This is a genomic window from Pseudomonas sp. PVC-5-1, from assembly GCF_057444345.1.
In genome coordinates this window covers 3,176,780-3,194,043 of sequence record NZ_CM172024.1, presented here as the reverse complement: position 1 = coordinate 3,194,043, position 17,264 = coordinate 3,176,780, and the positions used below count along the sequence as shown (strand labels likewise).

The 17,264-nt window shown below is 63.3% G+C and carries 19 protein-coding genes; 13 read left to right on the top strand and 6 right to left on the bottom strand.

All coding sequences use genetic code 11. The annotated features are described in order from the left end of the window. Nucleotides 1–20: 20 nt before the first annotated feature. The 13 genes from AC2T3R_RS14475 (at nucleotide 21) to AC2T3R_RS14415 (ending at nucleotide 9,813) form a co-directional block, all read left to right on the top strand. On the top strand, nucleotides 21–1,694 hold the full coding sequence (locus tag AC2T3R_RS14475; RefSeq protein ID WP_410953279.1) for a GspE/PulE family protein: 1,674 nt from the start codon (nucleotides 21–23) through the stop codon (nucleotides 1,692–1,694). Beyond that, complete coding sequence (locus tag AC2T3R_RS14470; protein ID WP_024087223.1) at nucleotides 1,678–2,469, top strand: hypothetical protein; 792 nt, start codon at nucleotides 1,678–1,680, stop codon at nucleotides 2,467–2,469. The genes AC2T3R_RS14475 and AC2T3R_RS14470 overlap by 17 nt, the downstream gene beginning before the upstream one ends. 1 nt (nucleotide 2,470) lies before the next feature. Then, nucleotides 2,471–3,013, top strand: coding sequence for a PilN domain-containing protein (locus AC2T3R_RS14465; RefSeq protein WP_015270593.1), 543 nt, complete (start codon nucleotides 2,471–2,473; stop codon nucleotides 3,011–3,013). Then, nucleotides 3,000–3,563 (top strand): GspMb/PilO family protein, encoded by a 564-nt coding sequence (locus tag AC2T3R_RS14460; RefSeq protein ID WP_486743830.1) that lies wholly within the window; start codon nucleotides 3,000–3,002, stop codon nucleotides 3,561–3,563. Before AC2T3R_RS14465 ends, AC2T3R_RS14460 begins: the two co-directional genes overlap by 14 nt. After that, the gene (locus AC2T3R_RS14455; protein WP_486743829.1) at nucleotides 3,563–4,072 is read left to right on the top strand and encodes a hypothetical protein; all 510 of its coding nucleotides are present in this window, start codon (nucleotides 3,563–3,565) and stop codon (nucleotides 4,070–4,072) included. The genes AC2T3R_RS14460 and AC2T3R_RS14455 overlap by 1 nt, the downstream gene beginning before the upstream one ends. Further along, entirely contained in the window at nucleotides 4,069–5,934 is a 1,866-nt protein-coding gene (locus tag AC2T3R_RS14450; protein WP_015270590.1) for a secretin N-terminal domain-containing protein, read from the top strand. Before AC2T3R_RS14455 ends, AC2T3R_RS14450 begins: the two co-directional genes overlap by 4 nt. Continuing rightward, complete coding sequence (locus AC2T3R_RS14445) at nucleotides 5,931–6,410, top strand: type II secretion system protein (protein ID WP_085720390.1); 480 nt, start codon at nucleotides 5,931–5,933, stop codon at nucleotides 6,408–6,410. The genes AC2T3R_RS14450 and AC2T3R_RS14445 overlap by 4 nt, the downstream gene beginning before the upstream one ends. A 5-nt stretch (nucleotides 6,411–6,415) precedes the next feature. Then, nucleotides 6,416–6,790, top strand: coding sequence for a type II secretion system protein (locus tag AC2T3R_RS14440; protein WP_024087221.1), 375 nt, complete (start codon nucleotides 6,416–6,418; stop codon nucleotides 6,788–6,790). Further along, a complete protein-coding gene (locus AC2T3R_RS14435) occupies nucleotides 6,765–7,292 on the top strand; it encodes a type II secretion system protein (RefSeq protein WP_013972856.1) in 528 nt (175 codons plus the stop codon). The genes AC2T3R_RS14440 and AC2T3R_RS14435 overlap by 26 nt, the downstream gene beginning before the upstream one ends. After that, nucleotides 7,289–7,690: a curli production assembly/transport protein CsgE gene (gene csgE, locus AC2T3R_RS14430; RefSeq protein ID WP_013972855.1), complete on the top strand. Its 402-nt coding sequence runs from the start codon at nucleotides 7,289–7,291 to the stop codon at nucleotides 7,688–7,690. The genes AC2T3R_RS14435 and csgE overlap by 4 nt, the downstream gene beginning before the upstream one ends. After that, nucleotides 7,687–8,100, top strand: coding sequence for a curli assembly protein CsgF (locus AC2T3R_RS14425; protein WP_013972854.1), 414 nt, complete (start codon nucleotides 7,687–7,689; stop codon nucleotides 8,098–8,100). The genes csgE and AC2T3R_RS14425 overlap by 4 nt, the downstream gene beginning before the upstream one ends. A gap of 34 nt (nucleotides 8,101–8,134) precedes the next feature. Then, nucleotides 8,135–8,983, top strand: a complete 849-nt coding sequence (locus AC2T3R_RS14420; RefSeq protein WP_015270587.1) for a CsgG/HfaB family protein — start codon at nucleotides 8,135–8,137, stop codon at nucleotides 8,981–8,983. A 593-nt stretch (nucleotides 8,984–9,576) separates the two neighbouring features. Beyond that, nucleotides 9,577–9,813 (top strand): hypothetical protein, encoded by a 237-nt coding sequence (locus AC2T3R_RS14415; RefSeq protein WP_015270586.1) that lies wholly within the window; start codon nucleotides 9,577–9,579, stop codon nucleotides 9,811–9,813. 216 nt (nucleotides 9,814–10,029) lie between these two features. Here AC2T3R_RS14415 and AC2T3R_RS14410 read toward each other — a convergent pair whose 3' ends face one another. The 6 genes from AC2T3R_RS14410 to AC2T3R_RS14385 all read right to left on the bottom strand — a co-directional run bounded on the left by AC2T3R_RS14410 (nucleotide 10,030) and on the right by AC2T3R_RS14385 (nucleotide 16,623). Next, nucleotides 10,030–10,302, bottom strand: a complete 273-nt coding sequence (locus tag AC2T3R_RS14410) for a PAAR domain-containing protein (RefSeq protein WP_080604882.1) — start codon at nucleotides 10,300–10,302, stop codon at nucleotides 10,030–10,032. 3 nt (nucleotides 10,303–10,305) lie between these two features. Further along, nucleotides 10,306–11,157 carry a hypothetical protein gene (locus tag AC2T3R_RS14405; RefSeq protein WP_486743828.1) on the bottom strand — a complete coding sequence of 284 codons (852 nt, stop codon included), beginning with the start codon at nucleotides 11,155–11,157 and terminating at the stop codon, nucleotides 10,306–10,308. 79 nt (nucleotides 11,158–11,236) lie between these two features. Beyond that, complete coding sequence (locus tag AC2T3R_RS14400) at nucleotides 11,237–13,117, bottom strand: hypothetical protein (protein ID WP_486743827.1); 1,881 nt, start codon at nucleotides 13,115–13,117, stop codon at nucleotides 11,237–11,239. Then, the gene (locus tag AC2T3R_RS14395) at nucleotides 13,110–13,952 is read right to left on the bottom strand and encodes a hypothetical protein (RefSeq protein WP_486743826.1); all 843 of its coding nucleotides are present in this window, start codon (nucleotides 13,950–13,952) and stop codon (nucleotides 13,110–13,112) included. Before AC2T3R_RS14395 ends, AC2T3R_RS14400 begins: the two co-directional genes overlap by 8 nt. Further along, nucleotides 13,949–14,524 (bottom strand): DUF4123 domain-containing protein, encoded by a 576-nt coding sequence (locus AC2T3R_RS14390; RefSeq protein WP_486743825.1) that lies wholly within the window; start codon nucleotides 14,522–14,524, stop codon nucleotides 13,949–13,951. Before AC2T3R_RS14390 ends, AC2T3R_RS14395 begins: the two co-directional genes overlap by 4 nt. Continuing rightward, a complete protein-coding gene (locus AC2T3R_RS14385) occupies nucleotides 14,521–16,623 on the bottom strand; it encodes a type VI secretion system Vgr family protein (RefSeq protein WP_486743824.1) in 2,103 nt (700 codons plus the stop codon). Before AC2T3R_RS14385 ends, AC2T3R_RS14390 begins: the two co-directional genes overlap by 4 nt. Nucleotides 16,624–17,264 lie beyond the last annotated feature (641 nt).

Here is a 17,264-nt window from a genome sequence, read left to right as displayed (position 1 = left end):
CTGTGCCTGTGGGAGCGGGCATGCCCGCGAAGAATCCAGCACCATTCTCAGCCTACCCCCGCGACCTGCTGGCCCAGGCCCGCCTGCAAACCAGCGACGAACGCCTGCTCACCCGCCTGGAACAGCTGGCCTGCGACACCCCCGACACCTTCACCCAGCGCCTGGGCCTGACCCTGCATTACCCGGTGCTGGACAGCCACACCCTGCTGGCCAGCACCCCACGCTTCGACAAGGTCAGCCTGGCGATGTGCCTGAAGCGTGAATTCGTCCTGATCGAGCAGGGCGGCCAACTGCTGGGCGTATTCGCCGACCCCTTCGACCACGCCCGCCTGGCCTGGATCGACGATGTGCTGCAAGGCGCACCGCTGTACCTGGCCCACGCCGCGGACCTCGCCACCTTCCTGGCCCGCCACGAAGAAAGCTTCCACGCCGTGGACGCCCTTGACCACGACGCCGAAGCCAGCAGCGAAAGCGACCCGCTGCAGCGCCTGTCGCTGGCCAGCATCAGCGAAGACCAGAGCCGCGTGGTCAAGCTGGTCAACTCCACGCTGTACGACGCCCTCAAGCTGCACGCCAGCGACATCCACCTGGGCATGACCGGCCAGGGCCTGACCATAAAGTACCGCATCGACGGCGTGCTCAACGGCGCCGGCAAGGCCAGCGGCAGCGCCTTCGCCGACCAGGTGATCTCGCGCATCAAGGTGATGGCCGAGCTGGACATTGGCGAAAAACGCGTGCCCCAGGACGGCCGTTTCAAGGTTGCCGTGGGCGACCGGCAAATCGACTTCCGGGTATCGATCATGCCCAGCATCTTCGGCGAAGACGCCGTGCTGCGGGTGCTCGACAAGCAGGACCTGTCCGACCGGGTCAGCGGCGTGCAGCTGCAGGCCCTGGGCTTTGCCGAGGAAACCCTGCGCGCCCTGCGCCGCCTGGCCGCCGAACCCTACGGCATGATCCTGGTCACCGGCCCCACCGGCAGCGGCAAGACCACCACCCTGTACGCCATGATCAGCGAGATCAACCACGGCGTGGACAAGATCATCACCATCGAGGACCCGGTCGAATACCAGCTGCCTGGCGTGTTGCAGATCCCGGTCAACGAGAAGAAGGGCCTGACGTTCGCCCGCGGCCTGCGCTCGATCCTGCGTCACGACCCGGACAAGATCCTGGTCGGTGAAATCCGCGATCCGGACACCGCGCAAATCGCCGTGCAGTCGGCGCTCACCGGCCACCTGGTGTTCACCACCATCCACGCCAACAACGTGTTCGATGTGATCGGCCGTTTCAGCCAGATGCAGGTCGACCCCTACAGCTTCGTCTCCGCGCTCAATGCGGTGCTGGCCCAGCGCCTGATCCGCCTGGCCTGCCCACACTGCGCCACGCCGTGCGAAGTCGACGACGACACCCTGTACGGCGCGGGCCTGACCCGCGAGGGCGTGGCCGGCTGGAAGTTCGTCCGCGCCCAGGGCTGCGGCCAGTGCCGTGGCAGTGGCTACCGCGGCCGCAGCGCCATCGCCGAACTGCTGCACCTGGACGACGACCTGCGGCAGATGATCGTCGAGCGTCGCCCTCTGTCGCAAATCAAGAACCTCGCCTGCCAGCGTGGCCTGCGCCTGCTGCGGGCCTCGGCCCTGGACCTGGTCCGGGATGGCCGTACCACACTCGAGGAGATCAACCGTGTCACATTCATCTGATCGTGGCGCTTACAGATACAGTGCCGTACTCGGTGCCGAAGGTGTGGGCCTGGGTAGCTGGCACGCCAATCACCACCAATGGCTGGGCAGCCGCGACTTTACCTGCGATGCCGCCCAACCGGCCTGGGAGGCCGCCGTCGACGCCCTGGCCACGCTGCTGGCCGAGCATGCCGTGCGCGGTGCCCAGTTGCGGGTACTGCTGTCGGCCCGGTACAGCCGCTTCTGCCTGGTGCCCTGGAGTGATGCCATCAGCCACCCGCGCGAGCTGGACGCCTACGCCCGGGCCTGTTTCGAAAACCTCTACGGGCAGCCGCTGGACGACTGGCGCATCGTGCTGTCGCCCGAGCCGGCCGGTGCCGCGCGCATCGCCACGGCGTTGCCCGAAGCCCTGCTGCAGCGGCTGCAGGCGCTGGGCCGGGAAAGCCACCTGAGCCTGCGCTCGGTACAGCCGTACCTGATGGCCGCCTACAACCGCTGCTCGGCGCAGCTGGGGCAGGGCGACTTCCTGTTCGTCCTGGCCGAACCGCGCCGCAGCGTGCTGCTGCTGGCTGCCGGCGGGGCCTGGCAGCAAGTGCTGACGCAAGGCTGTGCCGACAGTGACCAAGCCCTGCAAGCACTGATCGAGCGTACCTGCGAGCTGTACGGCGAGCACCTGCCACGGGTCTACCTGCATGCCCCGGGCCGGGGTGACGTGCCGCAACTGGCGGCGGTGCAGCTGTGCCAGCCAGCCAGCGATGCCGACCCACTGTGCGCCATGTGGCGGGCGGTGGCCTGACATGCGCCGCCTCGACCTGGAATTCCAGCCCCGGCGCAACGGCCCGTTGGCCTGGTCGCTGCTGGCCGTGGCGAGCGCCACCGTTGCCGGCCTGGTGCTGCTGCAACAAAGCTTGCAGGCCGAGCAGGTCGAACGGGAGGCCAGCGTGCACAGCCTGGAGCAGCAACTGGGCCGTCGCCCGGCCACTGTCGCGCCGCTGAGCAGCGCCGCCAGCCGCGAACAGGCCGAGCGCCTGGCGCAGATGCAAAGCGTCTCGCAGCAACTGCAACGGCCTTGGCAGCAGCTGTTCGCCATGCTCGAAGCGCAGCCCCAGGACGACGTGGCGCTGCTAAGCCTGGCCCCCGACGCGCGCAAGGGCCAACTGCGCATCACCGCCGAGGCGCGCAACCTGGAAGCGATGCTGCAGTACCACCAGCGCCTGGAGGCCAGTGCCGAGCTCAGCGATGTGTCGTTGCTTAACCACGAAGTGCTGGCCGCGCAGCCCGAACACCCGGTGCGCTTCACCCTCACCGCTACCTGGGAGACCGGCCATGCGCGCCCGTGAATCGCTGAACAGCCTGATCCTCCAGGAGCGCCTGCGTCGCGTCGGCCCGGTCGGCCTGGCTGCGGCTGCGGTGAGCCTGCTGGCCGTAGGCGTGCTGTGTGCCGGGGTGTTGCCGCAATGGCAGAACCTGCGCGAACTGCGCGCCACCGAAGCGGACGCCAGCGTGCAGGTCGAGCGGGTCAGGCGTGGCGAGCTGAAGATTGCCATCAAACCCGAGCAGCAGGCCCTCGACAGCCTGCGCCAGCAACTGCCGGGGCAGCCCCGGGCCAGTGAGCTGATCGAGCGCCTGTACCACCTGGCCAGCGCCGAGCATATCAGCCTGGCGCGTGGCGAATATGCCCTGGGCATCGACCCCAGGACGCAACTGGCGCGCTACCAGATCGTGCTGCCGGTACGCGGCAGCTACCCGCAGATTCGCGGTTTCCTCAAGGGCCTGCTCAAGCAGTTGCCGACCCTGGTGCTGGAAGACCTGGAGCTGCAACGCAAACGCATTGGCGACAGCGAGCTCAACGCCCGCCTGCGCATGACCCTTTACCTGTCGAGGTCATGATGAACACACAACGTGCTGTCATCTGGGTTGGCTTCCTCGGCGTGAGTGCGGCGCTGGCCTGGGCGCCGGGTCATTGGTTCGGCGAGGAAGACAGTGTTGCCCCCTTCGCGGGCGCGCCCGCTCCCACAAAATCGGCGGTATCCACGGTCCCTGTGGGAGCGGGTTTACCCGCGAAAGGGCCGGAACAAGCCTCCAGGGATCTCTTCCCAACCCAGCAATGGACCAAACCCAAGGCTCTGGCCTCTGTCACCGAACAACCCGTGGTCACCGCACCCGCCGTAGTCGCAGCCCCGACTGCACCGGCCCTGCCATTCCAGTTCATTGGCCGCATCGGCGACCGCGACGACCTGCAGATCTTCCTGCAGAGCGGCGAAAAACTCTACGTCGTGCGCCAGGGCGACGTGATCGAAGACACCTACCGCCTCGAGCGGGTATCGGCCAGCGAGCTGCATCTGGTCTACCTGCCTTTGCATCAGTCGCAGACTTTGTCTGTAGGGAGCGCACCATGAAGTCGTCAAAGCTGTGCAAACCGGCTCCGTTCCTGCTAGTGGCGCTGTGCGTGGCCATTGCTGGCTGCGGCTCCAGTGCGGTACGCAAGGACAGCGAACAGCTGATGAAGGAGGGCCAGTACGAAGCCGGCATCGCCAGCCTGGAAGAAGCCCTGCGCGAAGACCCACGTGACACCGAGCTGAACATCGCCCTGGCCCACAGCCGCCAGGCCGCGGTCGAGGCGCTGCTGACCCAGGCCGACGCCGACCGCATCCGCCACGACTTCGCCAGCGCCCGCATGGGCTATGGCCGGGTGCTGACCCTGGAGCCGAACAACCGCCGCGCCCAGGAAGGCATCCGCCAGCTGGAGCTGATCCGCACCCTCGACGAGCGCGTGGCGCTGGGCCAGGCGGCGCTGCGCCAGGGCGACCTGTTCGGTGCCGAGCGCTACATGCGCGAAGTGCTGCGCCTGGACCCGCAGAACCAGAAGGGCATTGCCCTGCGCAGCGACATCGAGAACGTGCAGGCGCGCACCGCGCAACCGTTCCCGCAACTGCGCAGCAAGCTGGAGCGGCCGGTGACCCTGGAGTTTCGCGATGCCAACCTGAAGACCATCTTCGAGGTGCTGTCCCAGGTCGCCGGCATCAACTTCATCTTCGACAAGGACATGCGCCCGGACATGAAGGCCACCATCTTCGTGCGCGAGTTGCGCATCGAGGACGCCGTGGCGCTGCTGCTGGAACAGAACCAGCTGCGGCAGAAGATCGTCAACGAAAACACCCTGATGATCTACCCCGACTCGCCGCAGAAGACCAAGGACTACCAGGAACTGGTCATGCGCACCTTCTACCTGACCAGCATCGACTCCAACACCGCGCTGAACATGGTCAAGACCATGCTCAAGACCCGCGACGTGTTTGTCGATGAGCGCCTCAACACCCTGACCATGCGCGACACCCCCGATGCCGTGCGCATGGCCGAGAAGCTGCTGCAGTCGCAGGACCAGTCCAACCCCGAGGTGGTGCTGGAAGTGGAGGTGATGGAAGTGGCCACTTCGCGCATCCTCGACCTCGGCCTGCAATGGCCCAACACCTTCGGCGTGCTGAGCTCCGACGGCCAGCCGGTAAGCGTGCTCGACCAGCTCAAGGGCATCGACTCCAGCCGCATCAGCATCGCGCCGGCACCGCAGGCCAAGATCAACGCGCAGGACAAGGACATCAACACCCTGGCCAGCCCGGTGATCCGCGTCAGCAACCGCGAGCAGGCGCGCATCCACATCGGCCAGCGGGTACCGATCATCAGCGCCACCTCGGTGCCGTCCACCCAGGGCCCGGTGATCACCGAAAGCGTCACCTACCTGGACGTGGGCCTGAAGCTTGAGGTGCAGCCCACCGTGCACCTGAACAACGAAGTGGCGATCAAGGTAGCCCTGGAGGTGAGCAACGCCACCCCGCTGGAAGCCACCCGCCAGGGCACCATTCCGGTCCAGGTCGACACCCGCAACGCCCAGACCACCCTGCGCCTGCACGATGGCGAAACCCAGGTGCTGGCCGGCCTGGTGCGCAACGATCACAACGCCAGCGGCAACAAGATCCCGGGCCTTGGCGACATCCCTGGCCTGGGTCGGCTGTTCGGCAGCAACAAGGACGACATGAGCAAGTCGGAGCTGGTGCTGGCGATCACCCCGCGCATCGTGCGCAACCTGCCGTACCAGAGCCCGTCGGACATGGAGTTCGCCACCGGCACCGAGTCGGCCATGCAGGTGCGGCAGATGGCGCCGTTGCCGCCAGCGGATGTGCCTGGCAATGCCCCGGCCACCGATGCCCCGGTGGTGGAAAGCCAGATGGCGATCGCCCCACCCAAAGGGAGCCCGCGGCCATGATCGCGCAGCGCCGCATGCAGGGCTTCAGCCTGATCGAGGTGGTGCTGACCCTGGCACTGCTCGGGCTGCTTGCCAGCATGGCCGCGCCGCTGACCGAAACCGTGGTGCGCCGCGGCAAGGAACAGCAGCTGCGCGAGGCGCTGTACCAGATTCGCGACGCCATCGACGCCTACAAGCGCGCGTTCGATGCCGGCTACATCGAGAAGCGCCTGGACGCCAGTGGCTACCCGCCGAACCTGCAGGTGCTGGTCGACGGCGTGCGCGATGTGCGCAGCGCCAAGGGCGCCAAGTTCTACTTCCTGCGGCGCATCCCGCACGACCCGCTGGTGGCGGCCAAGGGTGAGGACGAAGGCGGGTGGGGGCTGCGCGCCTATGACAGCAGCCCCGAAAACCCGCGCGAAGGTGAAGACGTGTTCGACGTGTATTCCAAGGCCCGCGGCAAAGGCCTGAACAACATCCCCTACGGGCAATGGTGACAGCCATGAAACGCAGCAAAGGCTTCACCCTGATCGAACTGCTGGTGGTGCTGGCGATCATCGCCACGCTGATGACCATTGCCATGCCGCGCTACTTCAACAGCCTGGAAAGCTCCCGCGAAGCCACCCTGCGCCAGAGCCTGGCGGTGCTGCGCGAGGCGCTGGACCACTACTACGGCGACACCGGCCACTACCCGGACTCGCTGGAGCAATTGGTGGAACAGCGTTACCTACGCAACACCCCGATAGACCCGATCACCGAACGCAGCGATGCCTGGCAGCTGGTGCCACCGCCCGAAGGCGTGGCCGGCGGCGTGGCCGATATCAAGAGCGGTGCCACAGGGAGGGCGCGTGATGGCAGCCTGTTCGCGGAATGGTAAGGCCGACGCCGGCTTCACCTACCTGGGCGTACTGCTGCTGATTGCGGTCAGCAGCGTGGCCCTGGCCGCCACCGGCACGCTCTGGGCCAGTGCTGCCCAGCGTGACCGCGAACGCCAGCTGTTGTGGGTAGGCAGCCAGTATGCCCAGGCCCTGCGCAGCTACTACCGCGCCTCGCCGGGGCTGGCCCAGTACCCGCAGGAACTGGCCGACCTGCTGCAGGACAACCGCTTCCCGCAGGCCAGGCGGCACATTCGCCGGCTGTACCCCGACCCCATCACCAACAGTGACGATTGGGGCCTGCTGCGCTCGATCGATGGCCGGATCACCGGCGTGCACAGCCGCTCGGACGCCACCCCGTTCAAGCGCAGTGGCTTCAGCGCCGAATGGAGCGGTTTCGACGGGCTGGAACATTACAGCGACTGGCAGTTCGTCGCCGAACAGGCCTTTACCGAAAGTGCCGGTGGCGTGCAGACCCATGCCGGCCCGGGAGACACGCCATGAGCCGCCTGGCCGCGTTGTGCCTGGGTCTGCTGCTGGTGGCAGTGCTGGCCACCTCGGCCAGGGCCGGGGACGAGGACGAGATGCAAGGCTTCATCGTCGACAACACCATCTCGCACATCGGCCACGACTTTTACTACTACTTCGCCGACCGCCTGCGCGCCACCAGCCGGCTGGATTTCAACCTGGTGGTGCGCGAACGCCCGGATGCCCGCTGGGGCAGCCTGGTCACCGTGGAGTTCGAGCGTGAGGTGGTGTACCGCCGCTTCCTGCCGCCGAACACCACCGAGCTCAAGGACGAGGCCGTTGCAGCAGCCGACCTGGTCAAGCAGCAAATCATCCAACGCAAGTTGCAACGCCTGCTGCAGGACACCACCGATCTGGAGAGGGACGAGCTATGAAGCACCACATACCCCGTTGCATCGCCGCCTGCCTGTTGGCCAGCGCGTGTGCCGCCCAGGCCACCGAGCTGGTGTACACCCCGGTCAACCCGGCCTTTGGCGGCAACCCGCTCAATGGCACCTGGTTGCTGAACAACGCGCAGGCGCAGAACGACTACGACGACCCCGACCTCAAGGACCGCTCCTCGGCCTTTGCCGGCACCACGGCCCTGGAGCGCTTCAGCAACCAGCTGGAGTCGCGGATGTTGTCGCAGTTGCTGGACAACATCAGTAACGGCAACACCGGCAGCATGGCGACCGATGCGTTTCTCATCGACGTCATCGACGATTCCGGGGCCCTGAGCATCAAGGTCACCGATCGCGCCACAGGAGAAATTTCGATCATTGAGGTCAGCGGCCTGAACCCTTGAGGGGGCAAGGCTATTTGTTTGGGGAGAGAACACCATGAAACGTCTGCTGAGCACGCTGCTGATCCTCACTGCCCTGGGTCTGCATGGTTGTGGCCTGCGCGAACCGATGCCCGCCGAACAGGATTCGGAAACCCCGACCCTGACCCCCCGTGCCTCGACCTACTACGACCTGATCAACATGCCACGGCCCAAGGGCCGGTTGATGGCGGTGGTGTACGGTTTCCGCGACCAGACCGGGCAGTACAAGCCGACCCCGGCCAGCTCGTTCTCCACCAGCGTCACCCAAGGCGCGGCAAGCATGCTGATGGACGCCCTGAACGCCAGCGGCTGGTTCGTGGTGTTGGAGCGTGAAGGCCTGCAGAACCTGCTGACCGAGCGCAAGATCATCCGTGCTTCGCAGAAAAAGCCCGACGTGCCGGAAAACATCATGGGCGAGCTGCCACCGCTTCAGGCCGCCAACCTGATGCTGGAGGGCGGGATCATCGCCTACGACACCAACGTGCGCAGCGGCGGCGAAGGTGCCCGCTACTTAGGGATAGACATCTCCCGCGAGTACCGCGTCGACCAGGTGACCGTGAACCTGCGCGCGGTGGACGTGCGCACCGGGCAGGTGCTGGCCAATGTGATGACCAGCAAGACCATCTATTCGGTTGGGCGCAGTGCGGGAGTGTTCAAGTTCATCGAGTTCAAGAAGCTGCTCGAGGCTGAGGTGGGGTACACCACCAACGAACCGGCGCAGCTGTGCGTGCTGTCGGCGATCGAGGCGGCGGTGGGGCACTTGCTGGCGCAGGGGATCGAACGGCGGCTGTGGCAGGTGGCGGGGGATGCGGGGGAAGGGCAGGCTACGGTGGACAAGTACCTGAGCCAGAATCAGCAGCCGTGATTGGCTACGAGGGCCTCTTCGCGGGTGAACCCGCTCCCACAGGTACAGCGTCAACTCGAAGCCCGCGCCGTCCCTGTGGGAGCGGGCGCGCCCGCGAAGCAGACGACGCGGTGGATGGCACCGGCTTTGCCGGTGTTCGCGGGCATGCCCGCTCCCACAGGTATCGCGTGATCTCAAGCGCGACGCCGTCCCTGTGGAGGCGGCAACGGAAGTGTTTCTGCACATTCCCTTCGCTTGAAACGCTTCCCCGACACCGGTAGTCTTTGCCCGCTGCTGTAAGTCCAGCAGTCGGGTTTGGTCACCCGCAATCATCAAGGCGCACAAGCGCCCGCTATGCGATACAGTTGGCGCTTTTTTGTGCCTGGCTGTTTCATTTTATGGCGGCTGTGCGTGGGGCGCCTCCGTGCGCGCCGGTTTCCTTGATTCCCGGTTGACCAACCCGCGTACAGTCGCCACCCATTCGTTTGGTCACGTTGTGTGGCGGCTCCAGTGAATCAAGGAGCGACATAATGACAAAAGGCTTACCCGATCCTCCCGTACGCGCCACCACGGCGTCCTCCAGTTTCTCCACGTGCGAATGCAGCCATCCACCGTTGTTTGCCGTGCGTTCGGGGGTGGACTACGAAGATGCGCTGGTGCATCTGTCCACGCTGCTCAAAGGCGCGTTTGCGACCAATCTCAAGGCACTGGAGCTGGCCAAGGGGACCTGTCGTGATCTGTTGTTGAGCAACGACCATGGGCTGGATTCGGCCAAGGCGGTGGTGGAGGCGTTGCTGGATGGGGTGGAGAGGCAGCAGCTGGTTGGGCGGAAGACGGTACCGGGTGTCTGACGAGCGTTTGGGCTTTGTTTGACTCAAGCGGCAGCCGTGATTGACCTCGATGGCCTCTTCGCGGGTGAACCCGCTCCCACAGGTTCAGCGCCAACTCGAAGCCAGCACAGTACCTGTGGGAGCGGGCGCCCCCGCGAAACAGACCACGCGTGCGCTGTTCAAATCGTGCAAGCCCGCGATGAGGTCGATGCATGAAACCAACGATCTTCAGGTCGTTCAGCCCTCTTTGGCATAAGGTCCCGAACAGGTAGATGAAACCTTGCACCCACAAGCAAGCTCTGCCGGCTCGAACACCAACGAAATACCGTTGAACAAGACACTACCGTCACCGCCAGAGACCAACGCAAATGTCCCTCCATGAAGCGCGCATGGCGCACGATCTCCGAGGACGCATTGCTGCCGCCCGTTGACAAGAACTCCGCTTCCTTCCCCCATCCGACCACCCCCGCTGTGGGGATCGCCCTTTCGAATCGCACCTTGTCGGGACATCGCTCAATCCTTTGCGCTGTTTTGCAAGATTGCTTCGTAAAGGCCGGCCGGCACGGCATCAGGATCGTGTTTGCAGGCGGCAGCCAGGAAGCGCATCAGCAGTTCATCCGGCTCGAAGCGCATGCCAGGCGGGCAGGTCAGCCTGGCGTAGGGTGTTTTCATCAATGGGTGGTCGATGGAAGGGTTCGGCAGGCCCAGCGAACGGCGCAGGTTGAGAATGGCCAGGATCTCGGCGGGGTAGACGGCCTCGAAGGGGGAGCCGAATTCGAAATTGCCGGAGTCAAGTTCTCGGGATGTCAGGGCGATCCGTTGGACATGGGTATCGCAGGCCGCCACCAGAATAGGCGCCAGTTTATCGGGATCAGGTTCGCGCCAATGGGCGACCAATTGACCCCAGGCAGGGTCGCGAGGCAGGGCGTGCTTGTCGAGGTCAAGCGGTTTGCCGAGCCAGTCGCCGATGATGGTCAGACCGAAGGCGGCGTAGCGTAAGGTGGTACCGATCGGCAGGTTGTGGCCATCGCTGACACCGTAGCCATTATGAATACCCGTGAAAATAGCTTGGTGAAAGGGCTCAATCAGTTCTAACCGGCCAGTAGCTAGTGCGCACAATATTAGGTGAGTGGTCCCATCTAAATCGCCGATGCTACTTTCTTTAGTGCCCGCAAGTTTTTGTATTAAGATTGCCTCAGCGATTAACATCTGTGTAATGCCAGAAACGAAATCCAATGACGCTGGCCCGTATGGGTGCTGCGGTGCAAGCTGTAAACCTTTTCCAATATTGTTCATGCCAACTCTGAATATCTGATTGCAAGCGATACCGATGGTTTCGCCAGTCATGATGTAAGAGGTCAGCATGTCGCACCTTACGAGTAGGTCCTCTCTCGCCCATTCGTGTATTTTTTTCAAGCTGACTTTGAGTCGATCTTTTGTCTGTCTATTCATGTTGGTTCCAGAGATTAATTTGTATTCCGCTTCGGTCGCCGACAATGGTGTTAGGATGACCTTTCGAGTCAAAGAATACTTGTGCATGAAGGAATGAAACCTTTCGCGAGTCCAAGCTGTCCTCTATTGCTTGGTGCTTTGTAATAAAGGCTGGGTCAGTTTTTGTAAGGGCTTCTCCCCATCCTTGTCTTTTTCTGCGAATCAAGTCCTGTATGCGCTGAAGGTTGGCTTTGCCTCCTGCTTTCTGGGTGTTGATGAAACCAGGCGTCTTGCTTTTCCCTAGAGTCGTCTTCACCTCGATCACCAACAACGTCCCAGCCTCGAACGTCAGTTCCTCCAGCGGCGCCGTCCCCTTCAGCCCATCAATGTGATGCCGCATTTCCAGCGTCGTCGGATTACGCACCGTCATCGAGGGCGGTGGTGGTACGTACACCAGCATGTCGATCCCCTGGTCGCTCTTGTTTTTCAAACCGAACTGGCTGGGCCGGGAAGGGTGGGTGCTCAGGCCGAGGATGTTCTCCGGCTTGACCTTCCAGTGGCTGACCAGGGCCGCCGCCAGGGCTTCTTCGCCGGCATCGGCGACGACCCGGGTCAGGCTGCCGCCCATGCGCACCGGCCCGATGCTGTGCTGAATCATGGCCACCAGCCGGTCGCGCAGGGTGGTGGCCATGTAGGCATAGTCGGCCTTGCCGCCGGCCACATCGAGCGCGACCAGGCTGGCATTGCGCTCCACCGAGTGCAGTTCACGGGCGGTGACCGGCAGCTCACCCTCACGGGGGCGTCGCTGGATGCGGGTTTCCAGTACGGTGACTTCGCCGGCGCTGCGGTTGCCAAGGCGCCGGACTTCCTCTTGCGACAGCGCGGCGTTGTCGAGGCGTACGGTGGTCATGCTGCCGGGCTGCAACTTGTGCATCAGCCAGCGGGCGCCGCCGATGGCGGCCGGCAGCAGCAGGGCCAGGTTGATGGCCATGAATACCTGCTTGCCACGTGCCTCGGCAGTGTCGGGATTGGCCAGGCGCGCCAGGTCGGTGAAGAACTGCTCGCCGATACTCAGGCCTTCGCCAGTGATCATGCGGCTGCTGCCGTCGACCATGGCATCGGCGGCCAGCGCGGCTTCCAGGGCGACGAAGGCATAGCGGCCGAGCGATACGGTGCCCTTGATGCCGCGCACCACCGGTATGAATGCCAGCACGCCGAGGGCGAATTCGCCCGCGCCAATGACGCCTTGCCAGAAGCGAGCCCGGGCCTTGGCTTCGGCGTAGTGCCGGGCCAGCTGTTCACAGGCCTGTTCGATCGGGTACAGGCCACTGGGCGTGTGCCAGGTGTAGGGCGGGCTGATACGCTGGGTGCCGTGCTCGTCGACGTACTCTTCCCGTTGCGCTTCGGCCCACTGCACATGAGTGAAGGTGGCGAAATAGATCTTGTGGTCGGTGAACAAGAAATTGCTGTGCAGGGCAAAGGCATAACCGTGCTGGCTGCGCTCGCCCATGTGGTCGAGTACGGGTGGGGGCAGTTCGTCGAGGCGGATCTCGTCGTCGATGCACACCAACTGCAGCTTTTCGCTGGCGGCAAAGGCATGAAACTCAGCCAGCCAGGCATTACCCAGCGTGTCGCCGGCATGTTCCAGCACTTGCTGGAGGAAGGTATCGCGGTGGTTGCGCGCCTGGTCGCGGATCCAGGGGTTGTTGCGAAACCAGGCAGGGCCGACGCCGTTCTGGGAGGGGATGCCCAGCAACTGGTCGCAACCGTCGCCGCCGTCGAGGGAGAACAGCGCGCCGGGAAGGGAGCAGGGTACGCAAATGTCGGGTGGAACAGGCAGCGCCCCGTTGAGTGCGGCTTGCCCCAGCGTTTGTAAAGCAGATGCTTCAACCATGCGGACTCGGCTCCTTGAGTGCTTGTTGGTGGGCTGCCAATTGACTTGCCAACACCCGGCAGCGCTCTCGGGGAGAGTCGGTGGCTTCAAGCAACTTCACCCAAGGGGTGAACAATGGGTTGAGGTAAAAGTGTCGACCGAACGCGATCGCCAGGAGTACATGCATCAGCACTTGGCTGCGGGGCAACGGGGGCAGCTTGTACAGGTCATCGGACGGCTGAGGTAGCCGTTTTCCGTAATAGCGGTAGGCGAGGATCTCGTTCCCGTTCAGCTCCTTGTGATTGATGGCGGGCAGCGCATAGCGGCGGCTGGCATCCGACTCATAGCAGCAGTAACAAGACTGCTGCGCGTCAGCCGGTATGCCGCGCAGGGTCATCAGTTGCTCCAGTGATCGCCACTGCCGGTCGCGGTCGCAATCGTCATCGGGCAAGCGCAAAATCTGCCGTGTAACGTCATGCATAAGGGTAAGTTGACCCTCCCACTGCATACGGTGGGCTACTGCCCGCACGGTCAGCATGTCGAGTCGCTCATCCTGGGTAAGGCCGGGAACCTGGTGGATTGACCACACCGATACGCTTGCGGGGTCGTTCCACCAGCCCAGACCCAGCAAGAAATGGCTCAGCACCAGCAAGCTGTATTCCTTGCCGCAGGTGTAGCCCCTGTTGCTGACCAGAGCCCCCGCATTGGCTACCAGCAGGGGAACATCCTCGGGACGGGTATGAAAGCGCGCAATCGAACCGTCCAACGTCCCCAGCAGGAAGCGGGACAGTCGACGGTTGGTGGTCCGTAGCGAGGCAGCTTGCAGCGCACCCAGATTCAGGCTCGGCAGGCTCATGCAGGGACCTCGTGGCGCAATGGCAGCCAGGCCAGGCAGCCTTCCCGTTCGATGCTGCTTTCTGTTTGCTCGAACAGCGGCTGTGCGCCAAGTGCAAGCCCGGTTCGTGAATCGTGAAAGTAGAGTCTGCGTATGCGTCCGTGATCGAACAGCCGGGCCAGGGTGTCTGGCTGGTGCGTCAGTGAGCCGACGTAGAAGCTTAGCGACCGAGGATCACCAAGCCTCATGAAGTACCGACGTCGGCCTTCCTGGACTTTGCCAAAGCGGCGCAGGTGCCTCGCGAGGGTTTCGAGGGGCAGAGTGGTCTCGGCGACAGTACAGGCGAAGGCCCCGTCCAGGCCGCCAAGCCAGGCATCCAGTTCGCTGCCTGCTGTCAGCTGGAACAGTAATGGCGCATGCTTCTCCAGCCCGGTGTGATGGTCCAGGTGCCATAGGCATTGGTGTCGGGTGGAATGAAACTCGAGCCTGCCCAGCAGGCCCGGATTGGCCGACGCTTCGGCAAGCACGAACAGGCTTGCACTGACGACACCCGTGTACAGGCTGCCTTCGCTTAATTGCTGGTGCAGGCTCATGCGTCGTCCTTCCCGGCAAAGGGGCATTCTTCAATCAGCGGTGAGCCTTCTCGAATGGCGGCCTCGATGGCTTCGACCTGGGCCTGCACAGGTGTCTGGTAGGTGACATTGCCTTTGAAGTGGATGTTGGGAGCCTCGATAGTGATGCCGTTGGTATCGAGGATGATCTTGCCGCTCGGGCCACGGATGTGGATGCGTTCCGTGCCCTGAAGCATGTAATACCGGGTCAGCAGGCGTTGTGCAGTACGGGCTTCAATGGCACGTGTACCTTCGATGACGAGCGACTGATTGCCGCCGATACTCAGGCTGTGGTCGGCGGCAATGGTGATGCGGCTTGTGTTGCCAATGGAGTGGATATCGTTGCGGTCGATGCTGGTGAATCGGTCCTGGTGAACATGATCGCGGCGATCACGTCCCGTATCGATAGTCTCGTCACGCGCAATGCTGGTGTTTTGGTCGCGGCCTGTCGCAGTGGCGCGATCATTGCCGACGTTAAGGGTCTGGTCATGTTTGACCTTGGTATTCATGTTCCTTTCGGCATGCACGTACACTTCCTGCCGACCCAGTTCATCTTCGAAACGCAGTTCGTTGAAGCCATTACCCTTGTGGGTCTGACTCTTGATGGTCATGCGCGTCTTGTGTTCCGGCAGCTCGTAGGGCGGCAGTTGATCCCCGCAGTAGGTGCGCCCGGTGATCATCGGCTGGTCGGGGTCGGCGTTGACGTACTGGATGATCACGTCCTGGCCGATGCGTGGGATAGCCATCGAGCCCCAGCTGCCGCCTGCCCAACCTTGTGATACGCGCACCCAGCAGGAGCTGAACTCGTTGTTTCTGCTCTCGCGATCCCAGGGGAAGCTGACCTTGACCCGTCCCCATTCGTCACAATAGATCTCCTCGCCGGGTGGACCGACGACGGTGGCCATGTGCGGGCCATCGATGCGCGGTTTGTCCAGCGGCGCAGGTCGCCATTCGATCCGGCCGGGCACCAGCACGGCTTCCTGCGAGTAGCGCGTTCCCTGTTCGGCTCCGGCAGCTTCTTCTTGCAGGCTGGTGAATTGGCTCCCCTCGTGATGCACGCGCATCACGCGCCAGTGTGTGTTGAGGTCTTTGCGGGGGTGTTCGATGAGGGTGAAGCTCAGGCCTGGTTGCAGCCGCACATCGTCGCCCTCTACCTCGGCAATACGGGCGTCATGGCGCAGGGCCGTGAGTCGCGTGGCGGTGAAGGGGACGCCGACCACATCGCGCTTGTAACGGCCGGGGTAGTCGAAGCGCTCATAATCCCGGGACTGATGGGCGATGCCACTGTCATCTGCGCGGTGTTCCTGCCGGTACTGCGGGTTGGTGAAGGTGTAGTCCCGCTGTACCTGTCGTGCGGTGCGTACCTGCTCGCTGTAGCGCAGGCGGCGCAGGCAAGGCCTGGCCTGATCACCACCGCTGTTGGCGCGGTACAGCACCTGGTCGGGGCCGACGTCGTCCTCTTCAGGAAGCCCTTCATCGTCGTCTTCGGTCTTGATCGCGCCTCGGCTGATCTGCCCCAGCGCCAGCAGTCGGTCGGTGATGACCAGCAGGTGTTGTTTTGGCGTGTGCTCGAAGCGGTAGATGAAACCCTCTTCACCCGCCAGGCGGGCGATGAAGTCGAGGTCTGTTTCACCGGCCTGTACGCAAAACTCGCGCACCTGATGGTCGCCAAAAGTGTGCAACTCGAAATGAAGGATGCACTGGCGCTTGAGCATGATTTCGAGAATCTGCGGCACGGTTTTCTGCTGGAAGATTCGCCAGTTCGAACGCAACCCGCCGCGGGCCAGGAGGGGTTCGACCAAGGCATGGTAACGGGTGCGATAAAAGCCCGTTTCACCTTGGCTGAAGCTGCTTGTCACGCCGTGCACGTAGCGCAGTGGGCGTTCGTGCTGCCAGATCGTGAACAGTACCGGCTTGTCGAGCAACTGACCGAAGTCGACTTCATCTTCATGACTGATCAGCTCCAGCTTCAACTGGAATGGTGCGCTGATGGCTTCGTCGAGTTCGAATGAAATCACCTCGAATTGAATGTCGCCAGCCAAGGGTTGAAAGCTGAAGCGCAGATCAGATTGTCGGTACATGGCGTGTTTTCCCTTGTTAGGAATTGCTCCGGTATCAGCCGTAGGCCCGGTGAAGATTGGGCCTGGGGTAAGGTTGATGGCGAGGGCGGACTTGCAGGGTAGGCGGGCTGCGGCGGGATTTAAATAAACAGGATGTTGTTGTTTTGGGTTATAAGTAGGGACTTTCTGAAACTTGTAACTTGGTGTTTTTTTCTTGGTTGTTGGGTTGGCTTTAAGTTGTCTTCGCGGCCATTAGTTGAGAACAAGTTGTGCGCTATTTCTGCAGGAGCGGCCTTGTGCCCGGTTGTTACGTTTTATGGTGGCTAAGCCAGCGCAGTACCTGTGGGATCTCAAGTGCGACGCCGTCCCTGTGGAAGTGGATTTACCCGCGAATGGGGCGGTGTCGGGTGACTGGCGGGCGCCAGGGCTTCGTTGAAATCAAGCGGTAGCCGTGATTGAGCTTGAGGGCCTCTTCGCGGGTGAACCCGCTCCCACAGGTTCAGCGCCAACTCGAAGCCAGCGCAGTACCTGTGGGAGCGGGCGCGCCCGCGAAGCAGGCGACGCGGTGGATGGCACCGGCTTTGCCGGTGTTCGCGGGCATGCCCGCTCCCACAAGTACCGCGTGATCTCAAGTGCGACGCCGTCCCTGTGTGCGGGTTTAC

Coding starts and splice junctions, on each gene's coding strand:
- AC2T3R_RS14425 (WP_013972854.1), top strand. CDS start 7,687: ATGAAGCACCACATACCCCGTTGCATCGCCGCCTGCCTGTTGGCCAGC.
- AC2T3R_RS14440 (WP_024087221.1), top strand. CDS start 6,416: ATGAAACGCAGCAAAGGCTTCACCCTGATCGAACTGCTGGTGGTGCTG.
- AC2T3R_RS14445 (WP_085720390.1), top strand. CDS start 5,931: ATGATCGCGCAGCGCCGCATGCAGGGCTTCAGCCTGATCGAGGTGGTG.
- csgE (WP_013972855.1), top strand. CDS start 7,289: ATGAGCCGCCTGGCCGCGTTGTGCCTGGGTCTGCTGCTGGTGGCAGTG.
- AC2T3R_RS14465 (WP_015270593.1), top strand. CDS start 2,471: ATGCGCCGCCTCGACCTGGAATTCCAGCCCCGGCGCAACGGCCCGTTG.
- AC2T3R_RS14475 (WP_410953279.1), top strand. CDS start 21: ATGCCCGCGAAGAATCCAGCACCATTCTCAGCCTACCCCCGCGACCTG.
- AC2T3R_RS14390 (WP_486743825.1), bottom strand. CDS start 14,524: ATGAGCCTGCACCAGCAATTAAGCGAAGGCAGCCTGTACACGGGTGTC.
- AC2T3R_RS14450 (WP_015270590.1), top strand. CDS start 4,069: ATGAAGTCGTCAAAGCTGTGCAAACCGGCTCCGTTCCTGCTAGTGGCG.
- AC2T3R_RS14395 (WP_486743826.1), bottom strand. CDS start 13,952: ATGAGCCTGCCGAGCCTGAATCTGGGTGCGCTGCAAGCTGCCTCGCTA.
- AC2T3R_RS14435 (WP_013972856.1), top strand. CDS start 6,765: ATGGCAGCCTGTTCGCGGAATGGTAAGGCCGACGCCGGCTTCACCTAC.
- AC2T3R_RS14420 (WP_015270587.1), top strand. CDS start 8,135: ATGAAACGTCTGCTGAGCACGCTGCTGATCCTCACTGCCCTGGGTCTG.
- AC2T3R_RS14400 (WP_486743827.1), bottom strand. CDS start 13,117: ATGGTTGAAGCATCTGCTTTACAAACGCTGGGGCAAGCCGCACTCAAC.
- AC2T3R_RS14460 (WP_486743830.1), top strand. CDS start 3,000: ATGCGCGCCCGTGAATCGCTGAACAGCCTGATCCTCCAGGAGCGCCTG.
- AC2T3R_RS14385 (WP_486743824.1), bottom strand. CDS start 16,623: ATGTACCGACAATCTGATCTGCGCTTCAGCTTTCAACCCTTGGCTGGC.
- AC2T3R_RS14455 (WP_486743829.1), top strand. CDS start 3,563: ATGAACACACAACGTGCTGTCATCTGGGTTGGCTTCCTCGGCGTGAGT.
- AC2T3R_RS14405 (WP_486743828.1), bottom strand. CDS start 11,157: ATGCTGACCTCTTACATCATGACTGGCGAAACCATCGGTATCGCTTGC.
- AC2T3R_RS14410 (WP_080604882.1), bottom strand. CDS start 10,302: ATGTCCCGACAAGGTGCGATTCGAAAGGGCGATCCCCACAGCGGGGGT.